This is a genomic window from Kitasatospora sp. NPDC101235 (assembly GCF_044767505.1).
Lineage (GTDB): Bacteria > Actinomycetota > Actinomycetes > Streptomycetales > Streptomycetaceae > Kitasatospora.
In genome coordinates this window covers 1-23,934 of sequence record NZ_JBIWNZ010000027.1, presented here as the reverse complement: position 1 = coordinate 23,934, position 23,934 = coordinate 1, and the positions used below count along the sequence as shown (strand labels likewise).

29 protein-coding genes and 1 pseudogene are annotated in these 23,934 nt (G+C 72.9%); 23 read left to right on the top strand and 7 right to left on the bottom strand.

Features of this window, described 5'->3' with window-relative positions:
• Window positions 1-101 precede the first annotated feature (101 nt).
• The 17 genes and pseudogenes from ACIRRH_RS33495 to ACIRRH_RS33415 all read left to right on the top strand — a co-directional run bounded on the left by ACIRRH_RS33495 (window position 102) and on the right by ACIRRH_RS33415 (window position 12,347).
• Window positions 102-734: a DUF4913 domain-containing protein gene (locus ACIRRH_RS33495; protein ID WP_403074901.1), complete on the top strand. Its 633-nt coding sequence runs from the start codon at window positions 102-104 to the stop codon at window positions 732-734.
• A 13-nt stretch (window positions 735-747) separates the two neighbouring features.
• Window positions 748-1,101, top strand: a complete 354-nt coding sequence (locus ACIRRH_RS33490) for a hypothetical protein (protein WP_403074898.1) — start codon at window positions 748-750, stop codon at window positions 1,099-1,101.
• Window positions 1,102-1,147: 46 nt separating this feature from the next.
• The gene (locus ACIRRH_RS33485) at window positions 1,148-2,047 is read left to right on the top strand and encodes a winged helix-turn-helix transcriptional regulator (protein ID WP_403074896.1); all 900 of its coding nucleotides are present in this window, start codon (window positions 1,148-1,150) and stop codon (window positions 2,045-2,047) included.
• Window positions 2,048-2,055: 8 nt separating this feature from the next.
• A complete protein-coding gene (locus ACIRRH_RS33480; protein ID WP_403074893.1) occupies window positions 2,056-2,910 on the top strand; it encodes a DUF317 domain-containing protein in 855 nt (284 codons plus the stop codon).
• Window positions 2,907-3,353 carry a hypothetical protein gene (locus ACIRRH_RS33475; protein ID WP_403074891.1) on the top strand — a complete coding sequence of 149 codons (447 nt, stop codon included), beginning with the start codon at window positions 2,907-2,909 and terminating at the stop codon, window positions 3,351-3,353. Before ACIRRH_RS33480 ends, ACIRRH_RS33475 begins: the two co-directional genes overlap by 4 nt.
• Before the next feature lie 38 nt (window positions 3,354-3,391).
• A complete protein-coding gene (locus ACIRRH_RS33470; protein WP_403074888.1) occupies window positions 3,392-4,618 on the top strand; it encodes an MFS transporter in 1,227 nt (408 codons plus the stop codon).
• Window positions 4,615-5,310 carry an HAD family hydrolase gene (locus ACIRRH_RS33465; RefSeq protein ID WP_403074886.1) on the top strand — a complete coding sequence of 232 codons (696 nt, stop codon included), beginning with the start codon at window positions 4,615-4,617 and terminating at the stop codon, window positions 5,308-5,310. The genes ACIRRH_RS33470 and ACIRRH_RS33465 overlap by 4 nt, the downstream gene beginning before the upstream one ends.
• A 26-nt stretch (window positions 5,311-5,336) precedes the next feature.
• Window positions 5,337-6,110 carry a hypothetical protein gene (locus ACIRRH_RS33460; protein WP_403074884.1) on the top strand — a complete coding sequence of 258 codons (774 nt, stop codon included), beginning with the start codon at window positions 5,337-5,339 and terminating at the stop codon, window positions 6,108-6,110.
• 341 nt (window positions 6,111-6,451) lie between these two features.
• Window positions 6,452-7,117, top strand: coding sequence for a hypothetical protein (locus tag ACIRRH_RS33455; protein WP_403074881.1), 666 nt, complete (start codon window positions 6,452-6,454; stop codon window positions 7,115-7,117).
• Entirely contained in the window at window positions 7,114-7,530 is a 417-nt protein-coding gene (locus ACIRRH_RS33450) for a hypothetical protein (RefSeq protein ID WP_403074880.1), read from the top strand. Before ACIRRH_RS33455 ends, ACIRRH_RS33450 begins: the two co-directional genes overlap by 4 nt.
• A 190-nt stretch (window positions 7,531-7,720) precedes the next feature.
• Window positions 7,721-8,317, top strand: coding sequence for a hypothetical protein (locus tag ACIRRH_RS33445; RefSeq protein ID WP_403074877.1), 597 nt, complete (start codon window positions 7,721-7,723; stop codon window positions 8,315-8,317).
• A 33-nt stretch (window positions 8,318-8,350) separates the two neighbouring features.
• Window positions 8,351-9,127: a DUF317 domain-containing protein gene (locus ACIRRH_RS33440; RefSeq protein ID WP_403074874.1), complete on the top strand. Its 777-nt coding sequence runs from the start codon at window positions 8,351-8,353 to the stop codon at window positions 9,125-9,127.
• Entirely contained in the window at window positions 9,124-10,065 is a 942-nt protein-coding gene (locus tag ACIRRH_RS33435) for a hypothetical protein (protein ID WP_403074871.1), read from the top strand. The genes ACIRRH_RS33440 and ACIRRH_RS33435 overlap by 4 nt, the downstream gene beginning before the upstream one ends.
• Window positions 10,062-10,538 carry a hypothetical protein gene (locus ACIRRH_RS33430; RefSeq protein ID WP_403074868.1) on the top strand — a complete coding sequence of 159 codons (477 nt, stop codon included), beginning with the start codon at window positions 10,062-10,064 and terminating at the stop codon, window positions 10,536-10,538. Before ACIRRH_RS33435 ends, ACIRRH_RS33430 begins: the two co-directional genes overlap by 4 nt.
• Window positions 10,539-10,613: 75 nt before the next feature.
• Window positions 10,614-10,889, top strand: a pseudogene (locus ACIRRH_RS33425) (hypothetical protein); the annotation flags it as partial.
• A 133-nt stretch (window positions 10,890-11,022) separates the two neighbouring features.
• Window positions 11,023-11,490 carry a hypothetical protein gene (locus ACIRRH_RS33420; RefSeq protein ID WP_403074865.1) on the top strand — a complete coding sequence of 156 codons (468 nt, stop codon included), beginning with the start codon at window positions 11,023-11,025 and terminating at the stop codon, window positions 11,488-11,490.
• Window positions 11,491-11,630: 140 nt separating this feature from the next.
• Window positions 11,631-12,347 (top strand): DUF317 domain-containing protein, encoded by a 717-nt coding sequence (locus ACIRRH_RS33415; protein WP_403074862.1) that lies wholly within the window; start codon window positions 11,631-11,633, stop codon window positions 12,345-12,347.
• A gap of 342 nt (window positions 12,348-12,689) precedes the next feature.
• Here the strand turns inward: ACIRRH_RS33415 and ACIRRH_RS33410 are convergent, their stop codons facing one another.
• The 5 genes from ACIRRH_RS33410 to ACIRRH_RS33390 all read right to left on the bottom strand — a co-directional run bounded on the left by ACIRRH_RS33410 (window position 12,690) and on the right by ACIRRH_RS33390 (window position 17,753).
• Window positions 12,690-13,718, bottom strand: a complete 1,029-nt coding sequence (locus ACIRRH_RS33410) for an HBL/NHE enterotoxin family protein (RefSeq protein ID WP_403074860.1) — start codon at window positions 13,716-13,718, stop codon at window positions 12,690-12,692.
• A 94-nt stretch (window positions 13,719-13,812) separates the two neighbouring features.
• Entirely contained in the window at window positions 13,813-14,013 is a 201-nt protein-coding gene (locus tag ACIRRH_RS33405) for a hypothetical protein (RefSeq protein ID WP_403074858.1), read from the bottom strand.
• Window positions 14,014-14,168: 155 nt separating this feature from the next.
• Window positions 14,169-15,755 carry a prenyltransferase/squalene oxidase repeat-containing protein gene (locus tag ACIRRH_RS33400; RefSeq protein ID WP_403074855.1) on the bottom strand — a complete coding sequence of 529 codons (1,587 nt, stop codon included), beginning with the start codon at window positions 15,753-15,755 and terminating at the stop codon, window positions 14,169-14,171.
• A gap of 34 nt (window positions 15,756-15,789) precedes the next feature.
• Complete coding sequence (locus ACIRRH_RS33395; RefSeq protein ID WP_403074853.1) at window positions 15,790-16,515, bottom strand: HAD family hydrolase; 726 nt, start codon at window positions 16,513-16,515, stop codon at window positions 15,790-15,792.
• Window positions 16,512-17,753: a cytochrome P450 gene (locus ACIRRH_RS33390; RefSeq protein WP_403074851.1), complete on the bottom strand. Its 1,242-nt coding sequence runs from the start codon at window positions 17,751-17,753 to the stop codon at window positions 16,512-16,514. The genes ACIRRH_RS33395 and ACIRRH_RS33390 overlap by 4 nt, the downstream gene beginning before the upstream one ends.
• A gap of 674 nt (window positions 17,754-18,427) precedes the next feature.
• Here ACIRRH_RS33390 and ACIRRH_RS33385 point away from each other — a divergent pair.
• The 6 genes from ACIRRH_RS33385 (at window position 18,428) to ACIRRH_RS33360 (ending at window position 21,928) form a co-directional block, all read left to right on the top strand.
• Window positions 18,428-18,805 carry a DUF317 domain-containing protein gene (locus ACIRRH_RS33385; RefSeq protein WP_403074849.1) on the top strand — a complete coding sequence of 126 codons (378 nt, stop codon included), beginning with the start codon at window positions 18,428-18,430 and terminating at the stop codon, window positions 18,803-18,805.
• 119 nt (window positions 18,806-18,924) lie between these two features.
• The gene (locus ACIRRH_RS33380; RefSeq protein ID WP_403074847.1) at window positions 18,925-19,086 is read left to right on the top strand and encodes a hypothetical protein; all 162 of its coding nucleotides are present in this window, start codon (window positions 18,925-18,927) and stop codon (window positions 19,084-19,086) included.
• 52 nt (window positions 19,087-19,138) lie between these two features.
• Entirely contained in the window at window positions 19,139-19,531 is a 393-nt protein-coding gene (locus ACIRRH_RS33375; protein ID WP_403074845.1) for a hypothetical protein, read from the top strand.
• A gap of 477 nt (window positions 19,532-20,008) precedes the next feature.
• Entirely contained in the window at window positions 20,009-20,962 is a 954-nt protein-coding gene (locus tag ACIRRH_RS33370; RefSeq protein WP_403074843.1) for a hypothetical protein, read from the top strand.
• Complete coding sequence (locus tag ACIRRH_RS33365; RefSeq protein WP_403074840.1) at window positions 20,929-21,135, top strand: hypothetical protein; 207 nt, start codon at window positions 20,929-20,931, stop codon at window positions 21,133-21,135. Before ACIRRH_RS33370 ends, ACIRRH_RS33365 begins: the two co-directional genes overlap by 34 nt.
• 70 nt (window positions 21,136-21,205) lie before the next feature.
• Complete coding sequence (locus ACIRRH_RS33360) at window positions 21,206-21,928, top strand: hypothetical protein (RefSeq protein WP_403074838.1); 723 nt, start codon at window positions 21,206-21,208, stop codon at window positions 21,926-21,928.
• A 128-nt stretch (window positions 21,929-22,056) separates the two neighbouring features.
• On the opposite strand, the gene ACIRRH_RS33355 is transcribed toward ACIRRH_RS33360, so the two are convergent.
• Both ACIRRH_RS33355 and ACIRRH_RS33350 read right to left on the bottom strand, forming a co-directional pair.
• A complete protein-coding gene (locus ACIRRH_RS33355) occupies window positions 22,057-22,431 on the bottom strand; it encodes a hypothetical protein (protein ID WP_403074836.1) in 375 nt (124 codons plus the stop codon).
• A 207-nt stretch (window positions 22,432-22,638) separates the two neighbouring features.
• Window positions 22,639-23,901 (bottom strand): ATP-grasp domain-containing protein, encoded by a 1,263-nt coding sequence (locus ACIRRH_RS33350; protein ID WP_403074833.1) that lies wholly within the window; start codon window positions 23,899-23,901, stop codon window positions 22,639-22,641.
• Window positions 23,902-23,934: the final 33 nt, after the last annotated feature.

Here is a 23,934-nt window from a genome sequence, read left to right as displayed (position 1 = left end):
TCCTGGGGGCCATACCCCATGGCATAGCTCCCGAGCAAGGGATCGCCTGGCGGGCAGAGTCGTGTTCACCGACGCACGACCGATTCCCCCAGGAGCCGCCCTTGTCCACCCCTATGCCCGCCGATCCGCCAGGCCGTCCGGTGGTCTCACCGGAGACCGTGGCGGAGTGGCGTGCCACCCTGGCCCGCCTCCAGGCGGAGCGTGACTCGCTGGCCATCGTGGCCGAGCGTCTGGCCGACGAGCAGGACGACGCCGATCCCGCAGTCGGGCCACTGGCCGAAGGCGGCCCGGCCGCGGAGGCGGACGGCGGGCCGGACGAGGCCGACGCGGTGTCACTGACCCTCCTGGCCTTCGACGACGACGCCCTGGCCGCCGAGGTGGCCACGATGGTCCCGTGGGTCGACCACATCCTGCTCGGCGTCTACGGACAGGAGATCACCAGCGGCAGGCCCTGGTGCGCCCGGTGGCCCGAGCACGACGAGGCGCTGGCCCGGATCCACCACTGCTGGCTGGCCTGGCAGGAGCTGACCGACTCCCGCTCCGGCGCCACCGGACCGAGCGTGTGGCAAAGGGATCACCTGGAGCCGCTGCTGCTCAAACTCCGCGCCCCGGACGGGCCGTTCGGCGCGTGCACCACCAATCCGGACCACCCGCACCACCGCCTGCTGCCGCACCCGCCCTTCACCGACCCGGACTCCCTGCCCCAGCCCGGGGTGCCCCGCATCTCCGTCTAACCGAGGACCGCCCGTGACCGCCGCCGCCCTGCTCGACTTCGATGCCCACCCGGCGGCACTCATCGACCTCGGCCGACTCCCGCAGGACCTGCAGGACGCCGCCGTCGACCACCTGCGCCGCCTGGTCCGCTGCCAGCAGCGCGGCCCCGTCCTCGGCCGGCGCGGGCTGTGGGACCTGACCGGCTGCCGCCGGATCTACCTCGACCACGACCGCTGCTGGCGCCTGGTCTACCAGGAGCACCCGCCCCAGGCCGCCTCCGACCGCGGCGGGATCTACCTGCTCGCCGTCGGACGCCGCAGCGGACACCAGGTCTACAACACGGCCGCCCGCCGGCTGCAGCTGCTCACCTCCCTGCCCGCGGCCTGACCCGCCCCGCCGCCGCCCGTCTTCCTCCACGCGAAGGACCACCACCATGCCCTCCTCCCCCCTTGCCCAGGCCCAGCGCATCCAGGCCGCCGTGTCCGTCCTCGGCCCGCAGGACACCATCTCGCTTCTGCGCCTGCTCAAGCTCGCCGACGGCACCCGACCGATGTCCGAACTGGCGGAGAGGTCGCACGGGATGACCGAGGCCCAGCTGGAGCGGCGCCTGGACGCGATGGAGGAGAACGGGCTGATCACCCGACGGCAAGAGGCCGGCACGACCCTCGTCTCCTCCACCCGGGCGGGGCGCGAGGCCGTCGCCTACCTCCAGATCCCCGTCACCCGCTGGGCCTCCGCCCACCAGGGCGTCCCCGAGTACGGGACCGGTCCGGGCGCCTACACCGAGCAGGCCCTGGCCACGCTCAACCGGGCACACACCGTCTCCACCGTGATGGCCCTGGCCGCCTACGGAGAACCCGCCTACCCGAGCGAGATCCTCGACGACGCCCTGCCGGCCGGCATCGACCCCAGCAGCCTCTACCAGCGGCTCCAGCAGCTGGAGGCGGACGGGATCGTCGAGCGCACCGGCGAGCGCCGCACCTACATGTACGGACTGACCACGGCCGGCAAGGCCCTCGCCGCCCCGCTGGAGGCCATCGGCCGATGGGCCCAGCGCCATCTTCCGGCGCCGCCGCGCTCCGAGACGACCGTCCGCCGCGCCACCGCCCGCAACACCGCTCCCGCCCCGGCCACCGCGAAGCCCTCGCCCGCGGCCCCCGCCGGGACCGCAGCCCCGGCCGTGGCGCAGGCGCCGTCGCCGTCGCAACTGGCGACCGCGCGCGCCAGGGCCGCCTCGGTCCGCTCGGCGACCGCCGCGCTGACCTTCAGCCACGAGGTCCCGCCGCAGCCTGCCCCTCTCGTCTCCAACTCTACTGCCGCCAAGCGGCGTTGAGGACTGCCATGGATTCCACCACCGCCCCTTCCCCGCGCGCTCCCCGGGCGCGCCGCACAGCCGCCTCCGACCCGAAGCCGAAGCCGCGGGTCAGGCCCGTCCTTCCCGACCCCTCCCGGAGCAGCCGGACCGTCGGCGTCCGGCCCGCCTACCTCGCTCTGGGCTCGTACACCTCCGTCGTCCGCGCCCGCAGGGTCCTCCAGGAGGCGTCCTGGACCCCCGCCGCGCGGGACCAGGGCCAGGCGTTCTCCCGCGGGGGCGTCGAGGTGCTGCTGCACGACCCCGCCGACAAGCGGTACCAGCGGGAGGCGCTCACCGTTCAAGGTCCCGGCTGGCACGCCACGTTCAGCGCCCAGACCCCCGACGAAGTCCTGGCCTGCGCCGCCGAAGCGCTGGTCGAGGCCGCCATGGTCGGCGAGGACAGGGCACCCGACCGCTCCGATCTCGGCGAGGCACTGCGCTGCCTGTCGGAAGCCGGATGGGACGACGCGGACACCCTCGGGCGCGGGACCACGCGGATCACCTCGCCCGACAACCTCGCGGAGATCCTGTGCCCTCCCGACCAGCAGGCGTGGCTGGTCACGGTCGGCGTGGACGGCGAGGGCTGGGAGGCCGAACTGGTGGGCGACTGCCCGGAGGCGCTCGCCGAGAGCGTCGTCGGCTGCCTCGCCGCAGAGTCCCCGGCCCGCCGACGCAGTGCCGATCTGCCGAACGCGCTGCACCGCTACCTGGAGATCGGACCGGACCCGTACCGCTCCGACGCGGCCCGCCAGACCTCGCCGGCCGCCCGGGCCGCAGGTCCCGCCTCCTCCGTCGTCACCCCCGCCCAAAGCAGCACCGCAGCCCCCCGGAGGAGCCGTTGACCACCGCCCGCCATGAGGCGGCCGTACTGCTGACCGCCGACCTCCAGGAGGAGTCGGAGCAGGTCCAGGCCCTCGCCCGCGCACTCGGCATCCCCCACCGCGCACCGGACCCGGTCCGGCTGCTCAGCCGCAACCTACTGACCACCCTGGTCCACCTCGCCACCGTCAGCGCCTCGGCCGCCGCCGTCGTGGACGCCGCCGACCCGCCCACCCGCGCCTACCTTCGCGCGCTCGCGAGGATCGAGCAGGCCCAGCAGGCTCTGCTGTCCGCCGGCGGCTCGATGGCCACCGTCCTCGACCAGCTGTCCGCCCCCGACAGCACCATCACCGACACCGCCGGGCTCGCCCAGGCCGGGCGCCTGCGCGCCGCCGCGCTGCTCACCAGCGCCAGCGCCCACCTCGGGGCCGCCGCCGCCACACTGCGCACCGCCCCGCCCGGCTGATCCCGCCACCCGCACCACCAGGAGACCCCGCCGCCCGCATGCACCCCGCTTCCACCGACCGGCCCCGCCCCACCTCCCGCGAGGTCCTCGCCCGCCCGCACGTGCGCGCGCTGCTCGCCGGCACCCTCGTCGGCCGGCTGCCCACCGCGATGGCGCCCCTCGCTCTGCTGCTCGCCGTCCGCGCCGAGGGCGGACCGGTGGTACTCGGGGCCGTCCTCGCCGCCCTCTACGGGCTGGCCGGCGCCGTCGGCCAGCCCCTGCTCGGACGGCTCGTCGACCGCACACGGCTGGGGATCGTCTCGGCCCTCGCGGCGAGTGTGGCGTTCACGGCGTTCGCCCTGCTCGCCGCGACCGACCTGGCAACCCGGCCGCTCATCGCCGGAGCGCTCGCCGTGCTCGCCGGCGCTGCAACACCACCGCTGGAGGCCGGACTTCGTGCACTGTGGCCGCGGCTCGTACCCGATCCGGCCGAGCAGCGGGTGGCCTTCACCCTGGACAGCGTCAGCCAGGAGATCGTCTTCGTCGCCGGGCCGCTGGGCGCCACCGTCCTGTGCGAACTCCTCTCCCCCACAGCCGCGTTGTTGGCGTGCGCAATCGTCGGTGGCATCGGCGCGGCCATCGTCGCCACCCGCCCGCCTGCCGGCTGGCCGCCGGCCGAGCGGCGCGAGGTCCACTGGAGCGGACCTCTGCGTTCGCGCGGCCTGCTGGTCCTGCTCGCCGCGATGCTCTGCCTGGGCGTCAACCTCGGCGCCTTCAACGTCCTGGCCATCGGCCTCGCCGACCGGACCGGGGCCGGCTGGTTGACCGGGCTGCTGCCCGCCGCGCTGTCCGTCGGAAGCCTGCTCGGCGGGATCTCCTACACCCGCTCCCCCTGGCCGTTCTCGCCCCAGCGCCAGCTGCTCGCGGCGGCCGGCGGGTACGCGGTCTGCTTCACCCCGATGCTGTTCGCCACCTTTCCGCTGGCTGCCCTCGCCTTCGGTGTCGTGCCCGGCCTCTACCTCTCCCCGCTGCTCGCCTGCGCCTTCGCGCTCTGCGACGGCCTCGCTCCCAAGGGGGCCGTCACCGAGGCCGCGGCCTGGCTGGTCGCGGTCGTCGGCGTCGGCCAGGCCGTGGGAACCGCCATCGCCGGCCGCCTCGCCGACCACGGCACCACCCCCGTCGCCGCCCTCGCCGTGTTCGCCGCCTTCCTGGCCGCGGCCGTCCTCCTCCCCCGCACCGACCTGCTCACCCCCCACCCCACCACCTCTCAGGAGACAAGCGCTTGACCACCAGCACCACCGCCGCCGCCCGCGTCCGCATCGTCTGGGACTGGAACGGCACCGTCCGCGACGACCTCGGCGACCATGTCGCGGCCCTCAACGCCACCCTGCCCGCCCTCGGCGGCGAGCCGGTCAGCGTCGACACCTACCGCTCCCAGCACCGGGTTCCGATCCGCAGCTTCTACGACCACCTCCTCGGCCGGCCGATCTCCGACGCCGAGTGGGCCAGCAACGACGCCGCCTTTCTCGCCGTACTCGACCAGCGTCCGGTCAAGCTCCGCACGGGCGTAAGGCAGGTGATGCTGGGCCTGCGCGCCCGCGGCATCGGCCAGTCCCTGCTCTCCCTCGCCCCGCACGAGCGGCTGCTGCACGAACTGCGGCAGGTCGGCATCGCCGGGCTGATGGACCGTATCGACGGCCGCGTCGGCCCCTCCGTCTCCACCAAGGCCCCGGCGCTCGCCGCCCACCTCGCCGCCCTCGGCCCCGGCATCGACCCGGCCCACGTCATCGTGATTGGCGACAGCGCCGACGACGCGGTCGCCGCCCGCGCGGTCGGCGCCGTCCCGGTCCTGCACACCGGCGGCCTGCACTGCCCCGAGCGCCTGGCCACCGACGGCGCCCCCCTGGTGGACACTCTGGCCGAAGCCGTCGAGGTCGGCCTCGCCACCGTCGCCGCCCGCGCGGCGGCCACGCTGTGAAACAGCCCTCCGGCACGCCCGTACCCGTGTCCGCCGATCCGACGATGATCGGCACCGCGATGGTCCTCAGGGAGTTCGACGTCGCCCACCCCAGGGACATACCGGGCGGTCGCGACGACGAGGGAAGCCTGCTCGGCAGCTCTGCCTCCGAAGTCCTCCGTGTCGCACGCCGCCTCGACCACGTCCAGCAGAACATGGTCGCCAGCGCCCGCAGCATCCGCAGCGACGTGCAACGCGTCATCGACGGCCTCGACACCGACATGCCGCTGACCACCGGCGTGATCGGCACCAGCGCCCACACGCTCGACCTCCTCTGCGCACGCCGCGCCGAGCTCCACCAGCGCCTGGAGCGCCTCGCCGGGCTGCACCAGCTGCTGGCCACCCGACTACCGGCCGAGCCCGCCACGCCGGAGCGGACGCCGACACCACAGCGCGCGGCCGAACAGTCCCGTCCGGTGAAGCTGAGTGCCCCCCAGCGCCTGGCCCTCGACGCCGTCGCCCGCGGCGAGGTCATCGTGCGGGAGAGCGGCATCCGGCACGGCCAGCAGATCATCAGCCCGGGCATGCGCGTCAGCACCGTGTCCGTCAACTGGCTGATCGACCGCAAGTTGGTCGAGCACGACATGAGCCGGTCCCTCTATGCCGGACGAAAGCTTCGGCCGACGCCCGCCGGCTCCCGGGTCCACGCCTCCCTTGCCGGACACGCCCGCACGGAGGTGGCGTCCCCGTCCGTCGCGGCGCCAAGCCTGGACCCGGCGCAGGCGATCGATCCGGTCCGCGCCGGAAGGCCGGCACGATGACCGCCACCGGGCCGGCCACGGGCCCGGCACCAGCCAGAACGACGCCTCCCGAACCTGGCCTGGCCTCACGGGCCCGGACCAGCGCCGCCTCCACCGCGTCGCGGCACGCCACCGGCCCGGTCCGGCCCGTCGGCCAGGCCCCCGCGCCCGTCGCCGACGTCGGTCAACAGGCCCACCCGTCCGCTCCCCGCCACTGACCACCACACTCCAGGAGCCGCTCGGGTGCCGGAAGACAACCGCGGTGCCGACCAACGGGCCCCGGGCCGACACCGCCCGCACGCGCTGACCTCGATGGAGAACTCCAGCTGACCGCCACCTCACCCGCCCACCGATTCCTGCAGATGCTCGCGGCCCCGGGCACCGTCCGAACCCTGCTCGGGGTCAACCACTACGAGCTGCACGACGAGCGCCTCCACGGCCCTCCCGCCAGCCACGGCATGGAACCCGCACAGATCAGACACCACCTCCAGCGCCTGCAGGACGCCCGCCTGCTCGCCCACACCGGCTGTTACGACATCGCCCGCCAGTCCACGACGGAGGCCGCCCGCGAGCTGTCGCACGTCTGGGCGACCGCGTACCTCACCGCCCAGGCGCTCGGCCTGGCCCGACCCGACCGGCACGTCGCCGAGGCGATCGAGAACGTCCTGTCCCTGGCCGCCGCCGAGGCGAGCCCCGACGCGACGCGTTCCCTGCCGGACCTGCCCGCACCCCACCGCGACCTGGTCGCCCACCTACTCAGTCGCGGCGCCGGCGAACTCGCCGCCCAGCTGCCCGCGGACACGCCGCTGCGTCCCGGGCAGTCGCTCTACGACACCCCGGCGAACACCGCGCTGCGCCAGCTGCGGATCATGTACGACGCCCTCGATGCGTGGCACAACCACCACCGTGAGCCGGGACGGGCAGCAGCGTCGACCGCGCGCACCCGCCGTCCGGCCGCCACCGACCCGAGCGCGGAACTCACCGCCCCGGCGGGGAAGCCCACCGCCCGCCGGGCGCCGCGCCGATGAACGCGACCGACGGCGCCGACTTCGGCCTAGCCGGCCTCGACCCCGCCACCGCGGACGACGCCGTCGGCGCCCGCGTCCTGCTCCACAGCGGTGCCGACTTCGCGGTGGAGCACACCCCCGGTCTGCGCATCAGCACCGTCCTGGGCTCGGTCGTCAGCCGCCACCTCGCCGCCGTCATCACGCGCGACCAGCGCGCCGGCACCTTCACCGTCCGCCTGCACCACACCGGCGACGGCGCCGACGCCCGGACATGGCTGGCCGCCCAGGCAGCGCGGGCAGCCGCTTCCTCCGCTCCGGCGGCCACCCGCCGCGCCGCCGCCACCGCGCGCAGCACCCGGACCGGCCCAGCAGGCCCAGTCCCGACCGCCGCCGCCACCACGCCCGCCAGCCGATCCGCAGGTCGACACCGCTGACCCAGGAGACACCATCGCCCCCACCGCCCTCACTGCCAACTCCGCCCTCGGCTTCGACGTCTACGACCTGGAGCCCGCCGACAACCAGAGCGAAGAGGTCCTCTCGCAACTGGCCGTCCGCGAGAGCGCGTTCCTGTTCCTCGCCGCTCAGCACCAGGGCGACCCGGCCGCCCGGCTTCGCACCAGCTACGTGATCGCCTTCGACAAGTCCGCGATCTACGGTGTCCCCGGTGAACCCGACATCATCGCCGTCCACCTGGAACGCGACAACGTCACCGGCACCATCCGGGCGGCCATGGAGACCGAGGCGCTGGTACCGCTCGCCGAACGCTGGCTCATCGCCCGGGGCGCGGATCCCGAGCAACTCGCGTCATCCGCCGCCACCCCCATCCGCCCTGCCGACCCTCTCACCCGGCGGATCGAGGAGTCCCTGCGTTCGTCCGGCGACCGATTCACCGTGCGCGACAGCTACACGGACGAGGGCGAGCCGTACGACATCTGGGTCATCGCGCAGGACACCGCGCCAGCCGCCACCGACCCGGTGCGGGTCTTCCACTACCAGCGGCAGGTCGACGACGGCACGTACACGGTCCGCGAGGGCGGCTTCCCCGATCTCGACGCCGCGTACGCGTGGACCCGGGACACCAGCGTGCCGCTGCCGCCCGTCACCTCGCCGAGCGCCCGCGCCACGGCCGCCCGCCAGACCACCATACCGACCAGCGACACGCCGCCCCTCACCCCGGCGTCGGCCCGGCCGCCGTCCACCGGAAGGCCCCGCTCCCGCTGATCCCGCACCCAACGTCCCTCCCCCAAGGCTCCCTTGACTGCGACCTCGCACATTCACGTCCGCCCCGTCTACCTGGCCGGTCCCGGCGACCGCGCCGACATCACCACGCCCATGCTCCGCCACGGCTGGGCACAGGAAGACGGCCTGCCCCACCCCTCCCTCCGCGCCCCCGGCGACAGAGCCAGCCTGCGGCAGAACCCGGAGGGCGACTGGTCCCTGGCCTGCCACAGCCCCGTCGACGGTTCACCCGCCTGGTCGGTCAGCTTCACCGCCCAGACACCGTCCGAGGCGGTGGCGGCCAGCGCCGTCGCCACCGCCCAGTTCCTCTCGGGCGCGGACCACAGGCACCTGCGTGAACTCGGATCGCCCGACGCCGTCGCGGCCCGGGCAGGGTGGCTCAGTGTCAACTGGTCCGGTCGACCCGCCACTTGGCGCTCTCCTGACCGCGCGGCCCGGCTCGTCTACACCCCCTCGCACCTCACTCAGGGGGCCAGGTGGTCCGTATCCGTCAACGCCGGCCAACAGGGCGAAGCCGGGTGGAGGGCAGACTTCACCTCCGGCGCACCCGCGTGGGTCATCAACGCCGCCCTGGAGGCGGCCTCCGCAGACCGGCCGGTTACCCGTCATGTCGACGGGCTGCCCCGCGCCACACTGTTGCAGCTGACGACACCGACGGCCGCCAGACAGCCCGAGGACCGGCGCTCCGCGGCCGGCCTGCGCTACATCCGCCCCGTACGGCTGAACCAGGCTGCCGCCACCACGACCGGCCCGGCCCCGGATACCACCGGCCCGTCCAGGAGCCGCCGGTGAACATCCTCTCCGCTTCCAACGCTGCGGCCGAAGCACACCGGGTCGAACCCGACATGACGCTGGCCGGCTTCACCCAGGCGCTCGCACCCCGCTTGCCGGACCAATGGGTCTCCGACACCGTCGAGTTGCCGACCACTGCCGCCCGCAACGCACTCCACGACCGGCTCTGGGACCTCGCCCACGCCGACTGGGCGCTGGGAGAGTTCAGGTACACCAGCGCCGGGGTCCTGCGCGGTCCGGCGGGCCGTGAACTGCTGGTGCTGCCCCGCCCCTTCCCCCACACCGGGCAGTACATCGTCGCCCCGCTCCTGCCTGCGGTGTTCGGCCGCACAACGGACGACGTCGAGCACCTCTCTCCGCACGGCATCGCCGTCTCCCCGGATCCGGCCCGTGCCGCGGCGGCGGTGACCGCCCGACTCCTGCCCCGCTACGACAGCGCGCTGCGCAGCGCCCTGCCGGACCTCTCGCCGCCCACTGAACTGCTGCCCTGGGGCGGCCCGTTGTCCCGATCCGACCGCGATCCGGCCGTGCTGCGCGCCGCCGTCCTCGACGTGCTCGCCGTCACCGAGTTCGGCGCGGACGAAGCGACCGGCCTGGCGGAGGTCCTCCCCGGAGCCAGCGAGTACGTCTCGGGCTACGCCATGGCACCGCTGGTCCACGCGGCGACCGTGCAGGCGCTGCTCACCACCGCGGGACTCGGCGGTACCTCCCTCCTCAACCCCGACGCCCCGAAGCACCTTCGGAACCTGTCCACCCTTCCCCGGGCCGCGCAGCACCGCCTGCTGCGGCAGACCGCCGCACGCGTCGCCGAACCGCCGGCCACCGCGAGGTCGTCGGCCGCCCGCGTCCGCTCCGCCGCACCGTCCCCGGTCGGCCCGGACCGGCCGGCGGCATCGAGCACCGGCATCGCCCCGGGAAGCCGGAGGACCCTGCGGTGACCTCCGACCCCCGCTCCCGGCTGGTCGGCATCGCACCGCCCTACCTCGCCGGCGGCCCGGCTGACTACCAGGAGGTGCTGCACGTCCTGCACCGCGACCACGGCTGGTTCATCACCACCCACGGCCACGGCGTTCGGGCCCTCAGCCCGTGCGGGCGGGTGAAGATCCACGAGGCCCGCTGGTCCAGCGACGGCCCGGCGCTGATCCTGAGCGAGGAGGCTCCGGACAGCAGCCTCCTGTGGCACGCGGCCATCAGCCGCCACACCCCGGTCGAGTTCGTCCTGCCCGCCGTCGCTGTCCTTGCCTCCGCGCTTCGCACGGACTCCCAGGCGCCCCACGGCCCGCCGAACGGCGGCAACGAAGTCGACTTCGAACGCTGGCCCCCCGCCCCGGGATGGACGGTCACCTTCTCCGGCGAGGACTACCAGGTGCACGATCCGCCCGACAGCCTGGCCAGCTTCGTACTGCGCTAGCCCGGCCCGGGCGAGAGCAACTTCCCGCGCCAGCAGGAGCCCGGCTACAGCTTCTTCGGCGGCCCCGAGGACAGCCCGCACCACTGGAGCGCCGAGTTCTCCCCAGGATCCCCGCCCGCGGTCGTGGCCGCGATGTACCGCGCCGTCGCCGACCCCGCGCCCGTGGTGCGCCGTCCGGTCGAGGTCCCGCCGTTCCACTGGCCCCACGCCACGATCGTCCCGCTCGCCGCCCCCGCGCCCGCCCGCAGGATCGCCGCCGCAACGCGCACGACCTCCGCGCCCCCGCAGCCGCCGGCGGTCGATCCGGCAGGGGAACCCGCCGCGCGCCCCGCGCGCCGCCGGACCCGATGACCCGAAAGGCCCGACCATCCGCACCGCCTCCGAGTACATCGGCGTCGTCGAGACCGCGGCCCGCGGCATCAAGCAGGCCGCCGACGACTGGGACGCCATCAGCGACGGCTTCTGCGACGCCGACGGCAACATCGTGGACACCGATGGGTGGGACACCGGCATCGTCGCCCGCGACCTGGCCGCCTGGCAGCACTACATGGCGCTCCTGCCGTGCGCGGCCGGCTTCCTGCTACGGGTCGGTGCGGTGGCCACGGCCGACCCTCCCGACCCGAGGCTCCTCCACAGCAGGCGGGCGCTCAGCAGCGCCTACTACTCCAGCTGGCAGCGGATCACCGACACGATCGCCATGGCCCACGAACTCGGCCACCCGCTGGTCGAGGAGATCGCCGCCGAGATCTGGCACGAGATGAACGAGTGGGCCGACCACGCCCCCGTCCTGGTGGACGCCTACCGCCGCCTCCACCCCGACCCAGACCAGGCGCTCGGCCCGCGCTCGGCCGCAACGGCCCGGACCGCTTCCGCCCTGCCGCCCCCGGCCCCGGCCCCGGCCGCACGGACCGACGTCACCCAGCCCCCGCGAACACCCCGGAGAACTCCCTGACCTCGTCCGTCCCCGACACCAACGCACCCAGCGCCCCCGGCAACGCCTGGCGCGAGTACTTCGTCTCCCCTCGGTACCTCGCCCCCGGCGCCGGCCTTCCCGACACCACCATCGGCCGACTCGCCAACGCCCGCTGGCTCATGGGCGACGACCCACTGGCCAACGTGTACGCGGCCTCGCCGGACCTCCGGATCCGGTTCGGCTTCCTCCCGGAAACCCCCGGCCCGCTGTGGAAGACCACGGCCTCCCGCGACCCCTTCCACGGCACTCCGGCATGGATCGTCACCATGGACGACCACGTCCCCGCCGAGATCGTCGCCGACTTCGCCACCGACCTCGTCACCGCCCACGCCCAAGGCCCCGAGCACTACCTCGCCGACACCTACCCGACCACCCTCGACGAGACCCTCGCCTCGGCGGGCTGGCACACCGTCGAGGACGAGCGGCTCTCCCACCCCCTGTGGCAGTCCCCCGACGGCTACGCGGAGGTCCACCACCTCCCCGGCGCCCTGGACCCGGAGGCCGAACTCGCCGGCACCAAGGCCCGCTGGGTGATCACCGGCGGCACCGACGACGAACGCTGGTGGATCACCGCGTCCTCGGGCACGCCAACCCGTCTCGTGTCCTCCCTGTACGGTGCCGTCCTCAACCCGGCCCCCGTCCGCCGCTACGGCGCCGACCTCCGCGCCCTCCCCGCACAGGCCACCGTCACGCCGGTGGCCCCGGTCCGCGGAAGCAGCCGCGCCCTGGCCGCGCACGCCGGCAGCGCCCTCATCCGCTCGGCACAACCCGCAGGCAGCGCCGTCCCGGCACCGTCGACCGCCCCCGCACGGAACGGGCACGCATTCTCCCGGTAGCTGCCGCAGCCCTCAACTGCACATCCACGACCTCACGTTGCGCCCCCAGACCGAGCCTCGCCCGGCCTGGGGGCGCTTGTGCCGATCCGCGCTAGTTGTCACTGCTATCGGCGGCGGACCTGGGCGGAAGTGGTGGCCGTGGCATGGTAGTTGTCACCGGATGCTCGGGCTACTTGTCACCAGCGCGTGATTCTCACGCTTGGCGTCACCGTCCGACATGTCGCTCGCGCTTTCCACGCTGAGATCCGGCCGGCGCGTGGACCCGCCCGGACAGGCCCCGCCGTCTCAGCTCCGGGAGCACCCGGGGGAAGGTCACCGGCCTGGCGGGCCGGTGACCGGTGATCACTTCGACGTGGGGTTGACGACCACTACGCCCCTGGCCTCCAGCTTCTCGGCCAGGGTCTTGAGCTCCTTGGCGGCCGCGATCGCCTGGATCAGGTTCGTGCGGACGCGAGTGCGGGTCTGCTCGTCAACGGTGCCCTGCGCCGACTCGGCGATTTCGCCGAAGCTGCTGGCCGTCGCGGTCCAGGCGTCGACCAGGCCGGTCAGAGCGGTGTCGCGAGGGCGCCCAAGATCGGCGTAGCTGCCGGAGAGCCACTGCAGTACGGCCGGCTGCTGCTGGTGAGCCACCGCCTCCCCGGCCAATGCGGAGAACTGGCCGTCCAAGGCGGCCAAGGCCCCGAACTTCCGGCGCACCTCCTCGTTGGGGCCGGGGGGTGCGGCAACCAGGTCGGCCTTGGTCAGCGACACCGTCGCCCCGGCCGCAACCGTGCCGAGAGTGGCGGTGACCCCGGCGCCGGTCTTGGCCGCCAACACGGCCACGGCCTCCGTCTCCTGTGACCTGGCCTCAGCCAAGGTCGCCATCTCCTGGACGAGTTGTTCGGTCCGGCTGTCCTGGCTGGAGTACTTCGCCACGACCTCCGAGTGGATCTGGTGGAAGTCACGCAGATCGGTGTTGAGGCTGTTGGTGAACTGCTTCAGGTTGCCGGAGGTCCCCCGGACTGCGGCCAGCGCGGTGTTGGCCTCGTCCTTGTAGCGCAGGATCGCCTTGGCGAACTCCTGCTTGCCCGCCTCGCTGTCGAGCAGGCTGACCAGCTTGTCGACGTCGGTCTCGGTCATCGCGCCGTAGAGGTTGGCGAACGACTTCGCCTTGGTGAAGGTGTTCAGCAGCTCGCCCCGGAGGTTCTCCGTCCAGCGCGTGGCGTTCTTCCGGGCGAGCTTCTGGCTAGGGATGAACGCCGGGACCTCGTCCAGGTAGATGTCGGGCTGGGCGATGACGACCTGGCAGCCGAGCTCGGCCGTCGTCAGGGCACCGGACACCTCGCTCAGCGCGTTGGTGAAGTCCTCGACCGGTATCAGCCGCTTGTCCATGGGTACGTCCTCCTGCGGTGTGCGTGGCGGCAGCCACCTGCCCGCAGGACCGTCCCGCCGGCGAGCAAGATCGTATCGAGGCGGTGGCGCCCAGTCAGTGGAGTCGCCAGGTACTTGACAAATCTGTCGGAACCCGCACGGCCGCCAGCGCCTTGATCCTCACCGGGTTCGAGTTCGCTCCAGGGGTGTACCTCGCCACGATGATCTTGCCGTTGCTGGTGGCGACGACAAGCGCCGAGCCGTCCGGGAGGACCTCGATGCCGGCGACGGCCGCGCCGCCCTTGACGGTGGTCACCACGATTCCGGGTGCCCGTGTGGTGCCGGCTTGGGCGGGGAACGCGCCGGTGGCCGTCAGGGCGGCGGCGCTCGCGGGTCAGCTGCTTGCCGGAGCCCGTACGAAGCGGCTAGGGCAAGAGCTGGTCTGCTGGTGTCCCTGCCCGGTCCCGGTGGTCACGGTCGTGCGCTGGTCGGGGCTGGTTCCTCTGTCACCTGGGCCGGGATGAGCGCCATGCGGTGGGAGACGTGGCCGAAAGCCAGGAGGGTGAAGATGTCGCTCAGGACGGGGATACGGAAGACGAAGGGGCGGGGGCCGATCGAGTCGGAGATCGAGTCGATGCTCCCCTTGACGTCCTGGTGAGCCATCAGGTAGGCGATGCCGGCGGCGACCGGCCGGGGGTCCGGCTGGTGGCAGAGGGCGATCAGGGCGTAGGCGGTGCTGACGGGGTCGCTGGGCGAGCCGGGTTGCTGGCCCCAGCCGCCGTTGGTGTGCTGGCTGCGCAGGACGTGGTCGAGGGCCTTCGCCCGGAGCTCGTGTGCGGCGGGAACGTCGAAGTGCGAGGCGGCCAGGACGGCGCGGAAGATCGTGTGGAACCTGCTGGCGCTCCAGTCCGGCGGGAAGGTGCCGTCCGGGCGCTGCTGGCCGGCGAGGTAGGCCAGGGCGTCGGTGAGGACGGCCGGGTCCTGGGGCGGCGCGCAGGTGAGGCCGTTGATCGCGGCGGCGGTCATGCTGGCCTCGGACGGCGCGCCGACGATGTAGGTGGGGAAGCCGCCGTCCGGGCTGCGGAGGGCGAGCACGGTCTGCCGCGCGCTGTCGACCGCCTGCTTGTGTGCAGGGTCGCCCAGGGTCTGGAGGAGTTCGAGGGTGACCGAGGTGTCGTCGATGTCGGTGACCTCGGAGATGTCGGTGACCGACCAGCCGCCGTTCGGCTTCTGCCGCTTGACCAGGTTGTCGGCGACAGCCCGGACCACGTCCTCGGATACACCGGCGGCCAGCAGCGCCACCCCGGCGGTCGCGGTGCACCAGGTGTCGGTGTCGGTGAAGAACGGGATCCCGCCGTCGGGCCGCTGGTGGGCGAGGAACCGCTCGACCCCGGCCCGCACCACGTCCTCGTGTCCGCCGAGGCGGTGCAGGGCGTGTAGCACCGACAGGTGCACCAGGAGATTGCCCTCCCAGAGGCCGTCCCGGCCCTGGGTGGCGAGCAGCAGCTCGACGTCAGGCTGCCCGGCCTGGCACTTCGCACCCGGGACGGTGGCCCATATGAGCTTCACCGCGGTGGTCTGGACCTCGGCCCAGGGGTGGAGCCCGGCGTTGGAGAAGGACGCCTCGTCCGGCTCTCCGTCCGCGCCGAGCTGGAGGCCGCAGGCGATGAGCAGCGCCTCGAAGAAGGCGCGCTTGCGGCGGCCGGTGAACTCGGGGGCCTGCGCGATCAAGACGTCGAAGTCGAGGGCCAGGCGGTCGGCCGACTCGCCGCAGGCAGCCGCGACGGCGACCTGCTCCAGCGGGTGGGCGGCGGCGCGGTTGCGCTCGAGGTATCCGACGATGCGCTCGGCCTGTTCGGCGTATTCGGGCCTGCCTCGCAGAAGGGCGAGCGCGAGGGCCGATTCCAGTACCCGGCTGTGGCAGGGGTCGTAGACGCCGCCCGCCTGGACCCGGCCGACCAGGTAGGTGGTGAGCCGGTCCATCGCGGTGCGCCACCCGGCCGGGAGGGCGTCCTCGGGCCAGCGGACGTCGTCGGGCAAGGTGGGACGGAAACGCATGGGAACGCCTTTCGGAAGGGATGCCGCTCGTGTCTCAGGTCAGGGGGCGCGTGGGGCCGGAGGGCGCCGCCAGGCCGGCCAGCTCGTCGATCCGGTCGATGACCTGCCAGGCGTGCGGCTGCAGGTGGGAGTTGTGCGGGAACGCCAGCAGGGCACCCCGCCCGGTGCAGGCGAACATCTGCAGGTCGTAGCCGCTGTCACCGGCCACCAGCACCCGACTGGGATGCAGCCCGTACCGGGCGCAGAAGTCGTGGAGCTGCCGGTGCTTGAGCGTGGCGGCGTCGATGGTGAACTCCACCGTGCTCAGCGACTCGTTCTCGGCGAAGCCGAGCTGGACGTTGCTGTACCAGTCGGTGACCCCCAGCCGTGCCGCCATCCCCGCCACGTACGTGTTGAAGGAGGCGGAGACCAGGCCCACCCGCAGCCCGGCCCGCTGGAATCCGCGGATCATCGCGGGCACCGGCGGCCGGAGCCTGACCTTGGCGAACACCGCCCCGGCTGTCGTGCGGGTCAGTGGGCCGTTGGAGGTCAGTAGTTCCAGCAGGCGCCGGTCGGCGGCGGCCTGGCTGAGCCGTCCGGATTCGGACTCGCGGATCAGCTCGCCGAGCCGCTGCAGCGGGATCCCGGCGGCGGTCAGCAGTTCGGCCGCCGAGTTGTCGAGGGTCAGGGTGTCGTCGACGTCGGCGATCACCGCGTCGAACGGACGACCGGCGCTCGACGGGAGGGGCAGGGCGCCAGGGCAGTCGAGCAGCTCGTTCACGGCCGCACCCGAAGAGCGGTCAGAGCCCGCAACGGGAACGTCGGCCGGTAGACCGGGCCGGCCTCAGAGGCCGCCGACAGGCCGGGGAAGCGGGCGGCCAGTTCCTCCAGGGCGATCCGCAACTCCGCGCGGGCCAGGCCGGCGCCCGCGCAGTAGTGCGTGCCCCGGCCGAATGCGAGATGCGCGGCCGTCGGCCACCGCTCGGGCCGGCAGTGGTCCGGCTCCGGGTACCGGCCGGGATCGTGGTTGGCGGCCCCGTACAGCAGCAGCACCTTGCTCCCGGCGGGCAGCACCTGCCCGGCCACCGTCACCTCCCGCACCGTGGTCCGGTACATCCCGACCACCGGGCAGTCCAGCCGCAGGCCCTCCTCCACCAGGTGGGGAATCGACACCCTGCCGTCCACCACCGCGGTCCAGCCGCCCGGCGACCGGAGCTGGTGTCGGACGGTGATCGCCAGCCCCTGCGCCAACGTGGTGTGGCCGGTGATGATCAGGGTCGGGATCAGCGCGGCCACCTCCTCCGGTGTGAGCCGGTGGCCGTGCGGGGACTCGTGCAGCATCGTGCTGATCAGGTCCTCGCGCGGCTCGGCCAGCCGCCGCGCCGTCAGCTCTCGGGCGAACGCGCCGAAGTCGCGCAGACCGGTGGCGCACTCCCGCAGCTGCTGCGGGGTGTGGTCGCGGCCGACCATGAGCTGGACCTTGTGGTCGGACCAGCGCAGGCAGTCCTGGTGGTGCTCTTCCGGGATGCCGAGGAAGCGCAGGATCACCGTCAGTGCGTAGGGCAGCGCGAAGTCGGCGACCAGGTCGAACTCCGCGACCTCGGTGAGGGGTTGCAGCAGCTGCACGGCGGTGGCCCGGATGTCTGCCTCCGCCGGCTGCAGCGCCCATGGGGTGAATCCCGCGTTGATCACGGACCGGACGCGGGTGTGTTCGGGCGGGTCCATCTCGCCCAGCGACGCCGAGTCGCCGCTCCAGGTGCGCAGTATCTCCGCGACGTCCGGCGGCAGGTCGAGTGTGGGCCGCGGCTTGTGGTCGCGGGCGGAGAAGTCCGCGTCGTTGCGCAGGATCGCTGCGATGTCCTCATGTCCTGTCACGCACCACGCCTGCAACTGCCGGGAGTAGACGACCTCGCCGAGGTCCCGCAGCCGTGCGAGCGCCCCGTAGAGGTCGTCCCGGTCGCGGCCGCGCGGATCGAACCCTTCGGGCGGGCCCGTGTCGGTGAGCGGTTCCGGTGCCAAGTCTTCCTCCTGGTGGCTCTCTCCCCGGTGCGACGCGGGCGCGGTCCAGACCTTCTTGACGACCCAGCGGCGGGGCCGTTGCCCAGGTGGTGCTGCCCTGCGGGAGTCTCCCAGCCCGCGTCCACCGCAGGCAGGCTGATCGCCCTCAGCGGAACCCGACATTCTTCTCAAGCACCGGATGCCCATCGCCCCGCAGGCCCTGGAGCCCCTGCACGGTGTGCGCGGCATGGCCCGTCTGCTGCTGCGGGGGCTCGACGTCGGTTGTGCGTGCGGGGTGCCGGGCCTGCTACCGGACGCTGCCGGCCGCGTCCGACGCACCAGAGCTACCGAGTGGCGGCTTCCTGGCCGGTGCGGGTCGGTGTACTCGGAGGTGATCTCGGTCGCCGGCGTGCCGTCGCCCGGATTGACGGTGAAGGGGGTCACGTAGGGCCGAGGGGGCGTGGGCCGTTCCCGCCGGTGCTGTAGGTGACCGTCTCGACGGCCCCGGTCGAGGTGGTCTGGCCGGTGATCCACGGGCCGTAGGGGCCGACCGGCAGCACTCCGCGATCTTGGTGACAGTTTGCGTGCCGATGTGACAACTAACGCGCTTCGGCACAGCGCTCGTCGTGCATCACCCCCGTGTTCGCCCCCGGCAGACGTCACAAACTACGCAAACCGGCCATCGGCAAGGAACCATGAACGCCTTCGACAAGGAAGGGGTCCTCATGACCGTCGCCGTCACCGCCCCCACCGTTCCCGGGCTCGTTCCGGGCGGTCGCGTCGATCACCGGACGTGGCTGATCGGCGCGGGCAGTCCCTACCTGATCAGCGACTTCCTGGCGCTCCACCGGTGGAGTTGGGTCCTCGACCCGCGCGGCAGCATCCACGCCGCATCGCCCGACACACGCGTCTACCTCGGCTACGCGCCCGACGATCCGACGGTGGACACCTGGACGATCGCGATCACGGGCACCGCCCACGATCCCGGCTGGAAGGCCACCTTCGACCGCCACACGCCGGTCGAGCTGGTCCTCGACCTTCTGACCGCCATGCACACCCGCACCACCCGCTGAACCAGAAGGGCTTCGCCATCACCACCGGCACCAACACCAACGAATCCGACATCACCCGGGACCTCACGTCCGCGCAGTACCTCGCCATCGCCGGAACCGTCTCCACTGCCGTCAGCGCCGTGATCTGCGCAGGCCTCCACCAGCGCCTGATCGCCCTCGGAATGCTCCTGACCTGCTTCCAGCAGATCGCGCTCCAGATGAAGCTCCAACGCCTCCAGCGCGCCACGACCACCGCCTTCACCACCGGCCGCATTCCCCGCCAACGCGACAAGTCCAACTGACCGCCGCCCCGGAACCGGTCCCCTCACCCCCTTCGCCCAGGAAGCAGCCCCCGTGAAGAGAACCGCCCGCCCCGGGAACAACCACCGCCTCAAGCTGTTCGTCCGAGGCCTGCTGGCCACCGGCATCGCCGGCGCCGCCGGGTTCGGCGCGCTCAGCGCCTACAACGCGCTCGCCCACCACGCCGTCAACAGCGGTTTCCTCATCGTCTGCGGTTCCTTCACCATCTTCACCCTCGGCGCCGCCCGTTCCTGGGACGACCTCACCGACACCGACGTCCTCGCGCTGCTGCGCACCGCCCCGCTGCCGCACAGCGCCGAGTCCGCGGCCCGTCACCTGGGCCGCCGACCCGGCCCCGTGCGGCTCAGCCTGGCCCGGCTGGAGCGGGAAGGCCGGGTCGTCGCCGTCGACGCTGCCAGCGCAACGGTTCACTACCGCGCCCGCTGAGCACCTGCCTGCCCCGACAGAGAACGGAGCGCAGCTGCCCCCCTTCCCGCGCCGGGGAAGGGGGGCAGCGTGCTGTTGGCCTACGCGGTCCGTCACCGATGCCCCAGCCACCACAGCGCGCCGCTGACGGCCGCCGCACCCGCCGCCGACGACGCACCTCTCAATGCGCTGACGCCGGCCATCCGCAGGTACCGCCGCCATCGGACTCCAGCCGCCCTCCGACGCGCCCGGCGCCCGCTACGGACATGTCCCGCGCTGATCGATTCTGTTCCCATCTCCCGCCCCTCCTGTGCCTGTTGGCTCCACATGCCGGCCCTTCCGGCTTCGCGTCTCCAATCGAAGCAAGTCGTGTTCCGTCCAAACCGGGGGAACATCGGGGGGTTCTACGGCGGGCGGACGCTACACCAAGCCGCGCTTCACCGCCCGTCATTCGCAGCAGACCGACCGGAGCACACGCGGCCGCACTACGTTCGACTCATGGCCAGAACTTCCCCCAGCCCAGCCGACCGCTGGTTGATCGATCTCGCGGCGAAGCGCGGCGCCGAGGTGTCGGCACGTCATCTCGAACGCTGGCGCAGCCGTCCGAACCCGCTGCTCCCGGCCCACCGCCGGGACTACCCCGGTCGCCCCTCGGGCGGCAGCTCCTCGACGGCGGACGAGCAGTTGGTGGAGCTGGTGGTCTGGCTCGCCCGCAACCGCCGCCAGGGCGCCGACCGCGGCCACCTCGCGCTGAGGGCCTTCGGCGCCGGCCTGCCCGTGCCCGAGGAGACCGTTCGCCGCGCCTTCGCGCGTCCGGCAGAGGACCTCGCCAGGCAGTTACGGCGTGGCTTCGGCCCGATGCCGGTGGACGGTGACCTCCGGGAGTGGGTGTACGACGGCGCGGCCGACCTGGTCGGCACCCAGGAGCGCCGCCTCTCCGCGGTGCAGCGCCGCATCCAGGCGATCGATCGGCAGCTCCTGGCTAGGCCGGACCTCGCCCCGGGGTGGCAGTTCGCCGCCGACCTCGATCCGGGGGCAGCCGAGGCCGAGCCCCTGGGCAAGACCGGCTTCCTGTTCCACTCGGCGATCACGGCCATGGCCGGCCCCGGCGAGATGGCCCCCGATACGCTCGCCCGGGCAGCCCGCGACTTCGTCGCGAACGGCACCCCGCAGTGGGCCGCCCACCTGCTGGAGACCGACCCCCGCGAACCGCTGGCGGCCCTGGCGGACCCGCCGCGACACCAGCTTCCAGGCCTGCCTGCCGACAGCGTCGCCAACCACCTCTACACCGTGGCCCAGGCAACCCCGATCGAGCGGCTGCGAGCAGCCTGGACAGCGGCAGGGGAGGTCCCGTGCTGGGCGGAGGCCAACTGCGCGGCCGCCGACCGGCTGAGGCCACCCTGTGGTGGGCGAGGGGCATGTTCGTCGGGGCCAGCCGGACCTTCCTGCTGACCGGGCTGTCCGAACCGGACCCGACCCCGGCGGAGCAGACCGCCACCGCCGCGCAACTGCTCTTCATGGCCGATGCCTTCAACACCACGCTCGCGAACACCGACGACGACGGCCGCGAGAGGATGCGCAGTCTGGCCCCGCCGTTCCTCCTCGCCCTGCTCACCCTGGAGTAAGACGGCATCTCGGACCTCGCTCCAGGAAAAGGCGTGAACCGGACGACTCCCCCAGGGGGGATGGCCGATCGTGAACACCGATGCAATCAAGAGTGATTGGACCTGCCGGGTCTACCTGACCTGGTTGGTCCGGGACGTCCGGTACGCCTTGACCGCGCCGGGCGAGGCTGCGGACCTCGCGGGTCAGGTTCCACCCGACCCGCGGGCGTGGATGCAGATCGAGGCCTTCCTGATGTACACCGCGAAGGTCTCCAAGATGCTCCAGCCGATCACCAACAAGCAGCGTTGGCAGACCCCGGAGGGACAGGACTGGCGCAAGGTGCGCGGCGCGTACCTGTGCGGCCTGCTCCAGGTGCCGGACGGCGCCGCAGTGCTTGACCGCAAGGTCCGCGACGCCGCCGAGCACTTCGACGAGCACCTGGACGAGTGGGTCGCCCACCACTCGCAGCCGACGGCAGCCGAGTGGGAGCAGGGGATCGCGTCCCCCTTCCCAACACCGCCGGCACAAGGCGTCGATGCGGCAGCGTGGCGGGTCACGGTGGCCGACCGGGAACTGGACCTCAGGGCAGTCGAGGAAGAGCTGCGGCAGATCCTGGCCACGGCGATCAAGCTGGACCCGCTGGCGGGCCTGGACGACACCGGGCTCGCCACGGCGCTGACCGGCCTCCCGCCGTTCCCGCCCGAGCTGCGCCTCAATGCGCCGACCAGGCACCCTGGTGAGCACATTCTGGACGGGACCGACCTCCCCGCCCCCGGCGGGAGTTCTCCGGGCCCCGAGGACCTCGCGGATTGACCCCGGGTGCCAACGCCCGAGGGGAGACGCATCAGGGGAACCGGCTTCGACCGGCCCCCTTGATGCGGTCCCAGGTCGAGGCCGTTCGCCGCACCTGGTGAACGTTGCATCAGAAGCAACTCGGCTCGCTACGAGAGGTACGTGCCGCTGAACAGGCCGTCGAAGCCCAGGCCTTGGTACATCTCCTCGAAGGAGTCCCACTCGCGCTCTTCGAAGTTGTCGTCCCGGGCCTCGGCGACGTCGCTCGCCTCCAGGTCCGTCTCGCGCCACTCGTGGGCGCACCGGCAGCGCACGAACACCAGGTTGGGGTGAACGTGGATCAGGAGCCAGTCGCGGGTCGCCTGGCACTGGGCGCAGGAGATGAGCATGCCGCGGGGGCTCAGGGGGTTCGGGTGCGGGACGGCCAGGGTGCTCGGAGCCGGCTCGGCCGGCTGCGGCTCGTGGCCGTAGCGGAAGTTGGTGAAGTTGGGTTGCTGGTCGTCGCTGCGGTCGAACAGGCTCAAGGAGCCCCCCTTACTCGTGATGTATGGGGTAGAACACAAGACATTGAGAGTCTTGTTCCGATTTGTCCGATTTACGAATGTCGGCTCGGTCACATCCAGGCGGCGTTCGACTGGGAGTTGGCCGGTACCAGCGAAGTTGAGCCTCCGCTGCGACGAAGGCCGGGTCCGGCGCGCGGTGCGCGCGCCGAACCCGGCCTTCTCGTTGGGTTACTCGACGGTGATGTCGAGGTGGTGGTTGGCGTCGGCGAGGTGCTGGAGGCAGCGCTCGGCGGTGGTGTCTCGGGCGATGAGGTGGGCGACGCGGGCGGTGCCGAGGTCGCCGGCGGGCGGAAGGGCGACGTGGTCGCCGCTCCGCTTCTCCCAGACCAGGCGTTCCAGCCAAGGCTGTTCGCGCAGTGCGGGGTCCGCCGTCGCGCAGGTGAGGCGGCCGGTGGCGGGGGCGTAGGTCATGTGGATGGCGGCGGCCCGGCGCCGGGTGGGGGTGAGGTCGGGCTGCAGGCCGAGGGCGATGTCGGCGGCGGCGAGCGGGAGGTCGATACCGGTGGCCTCGCGGACCAAGTGCGGGATCAGATCACCGCCCAGGCGTCCGTTGACCTCGATCAGGCGGGGTGTGCTGCCGCCGTCCGTCAGCCGCATCTCCACGTGGGAGACGCCGTTGGCGAAGCCGACGGCGTCCAGGGCCTGTACGGCCACGGGGCCCACCAGGGCGAGGAGCGGGTCGCCCGCTTCGACGCTGTGGCCGGTCTCCTCGAAGTACGGCGCGGGCCCCAGATGCTTGCGGGTGACGGCAACGGGCGTGGTCATGCCGAGGGCGGTGACGCACTCGACCGATACCTCCGGCCCGTCCAGGTACTCCTCGACGAGGACACCGTCGTGACCTGCGTGGGCTGCGGCCTGGGTGTAGGCGTCGACGAGGTCTGAGGGGACGTCCGCGAGGCGCACCCCGATGCTGCCGGCCGCCGCGGCCGGCTTCACGACGACGGGGTATCCGATGGTCTCGGCGGCGGCCAGGGCCTGGTCGAGGGTGTCGGCGTGGTGGCTGGCGGCGGAGGGGACTCCCGCGGCGGCGAAGGCCGCACGGCTGGCGGCCTTGTTGCGGCAGGCGCGGGCGGTGGCTTCGGAGTTGCCGAAGGTGCCGAGGGCGGCGGCGAGGCGGGCGGCGCTGTGCTGGGCGTACTCGTCCCACGTGAGCACGCCGGTGATGCGGTGGCGGGCGGCGAGGCGTTCGGCGGCGGCCAGGGCCTGGTCCGGGTCGCGGGTGTCGGCGACCTCGTGGTCGGCGATGTAGGGCAGTGCCCAGGTGGGCGCGGCCGGGGTGAGAAGGACGACGCGGTGGCGCTCGGCGATCTGCTCCAGCGCGTAGCGGCGGTACTGCTCCGTGCCCGTGCCGATGAGTAGGAGCGTCGGGGACCCCGGGGAATTGCGTCCGATGACCGATCGCGAGCCGGGCGTGGAGCTGAACTGCGACATTGAAGCACCATCCTCTGGTGTCGTTGAAGGGCT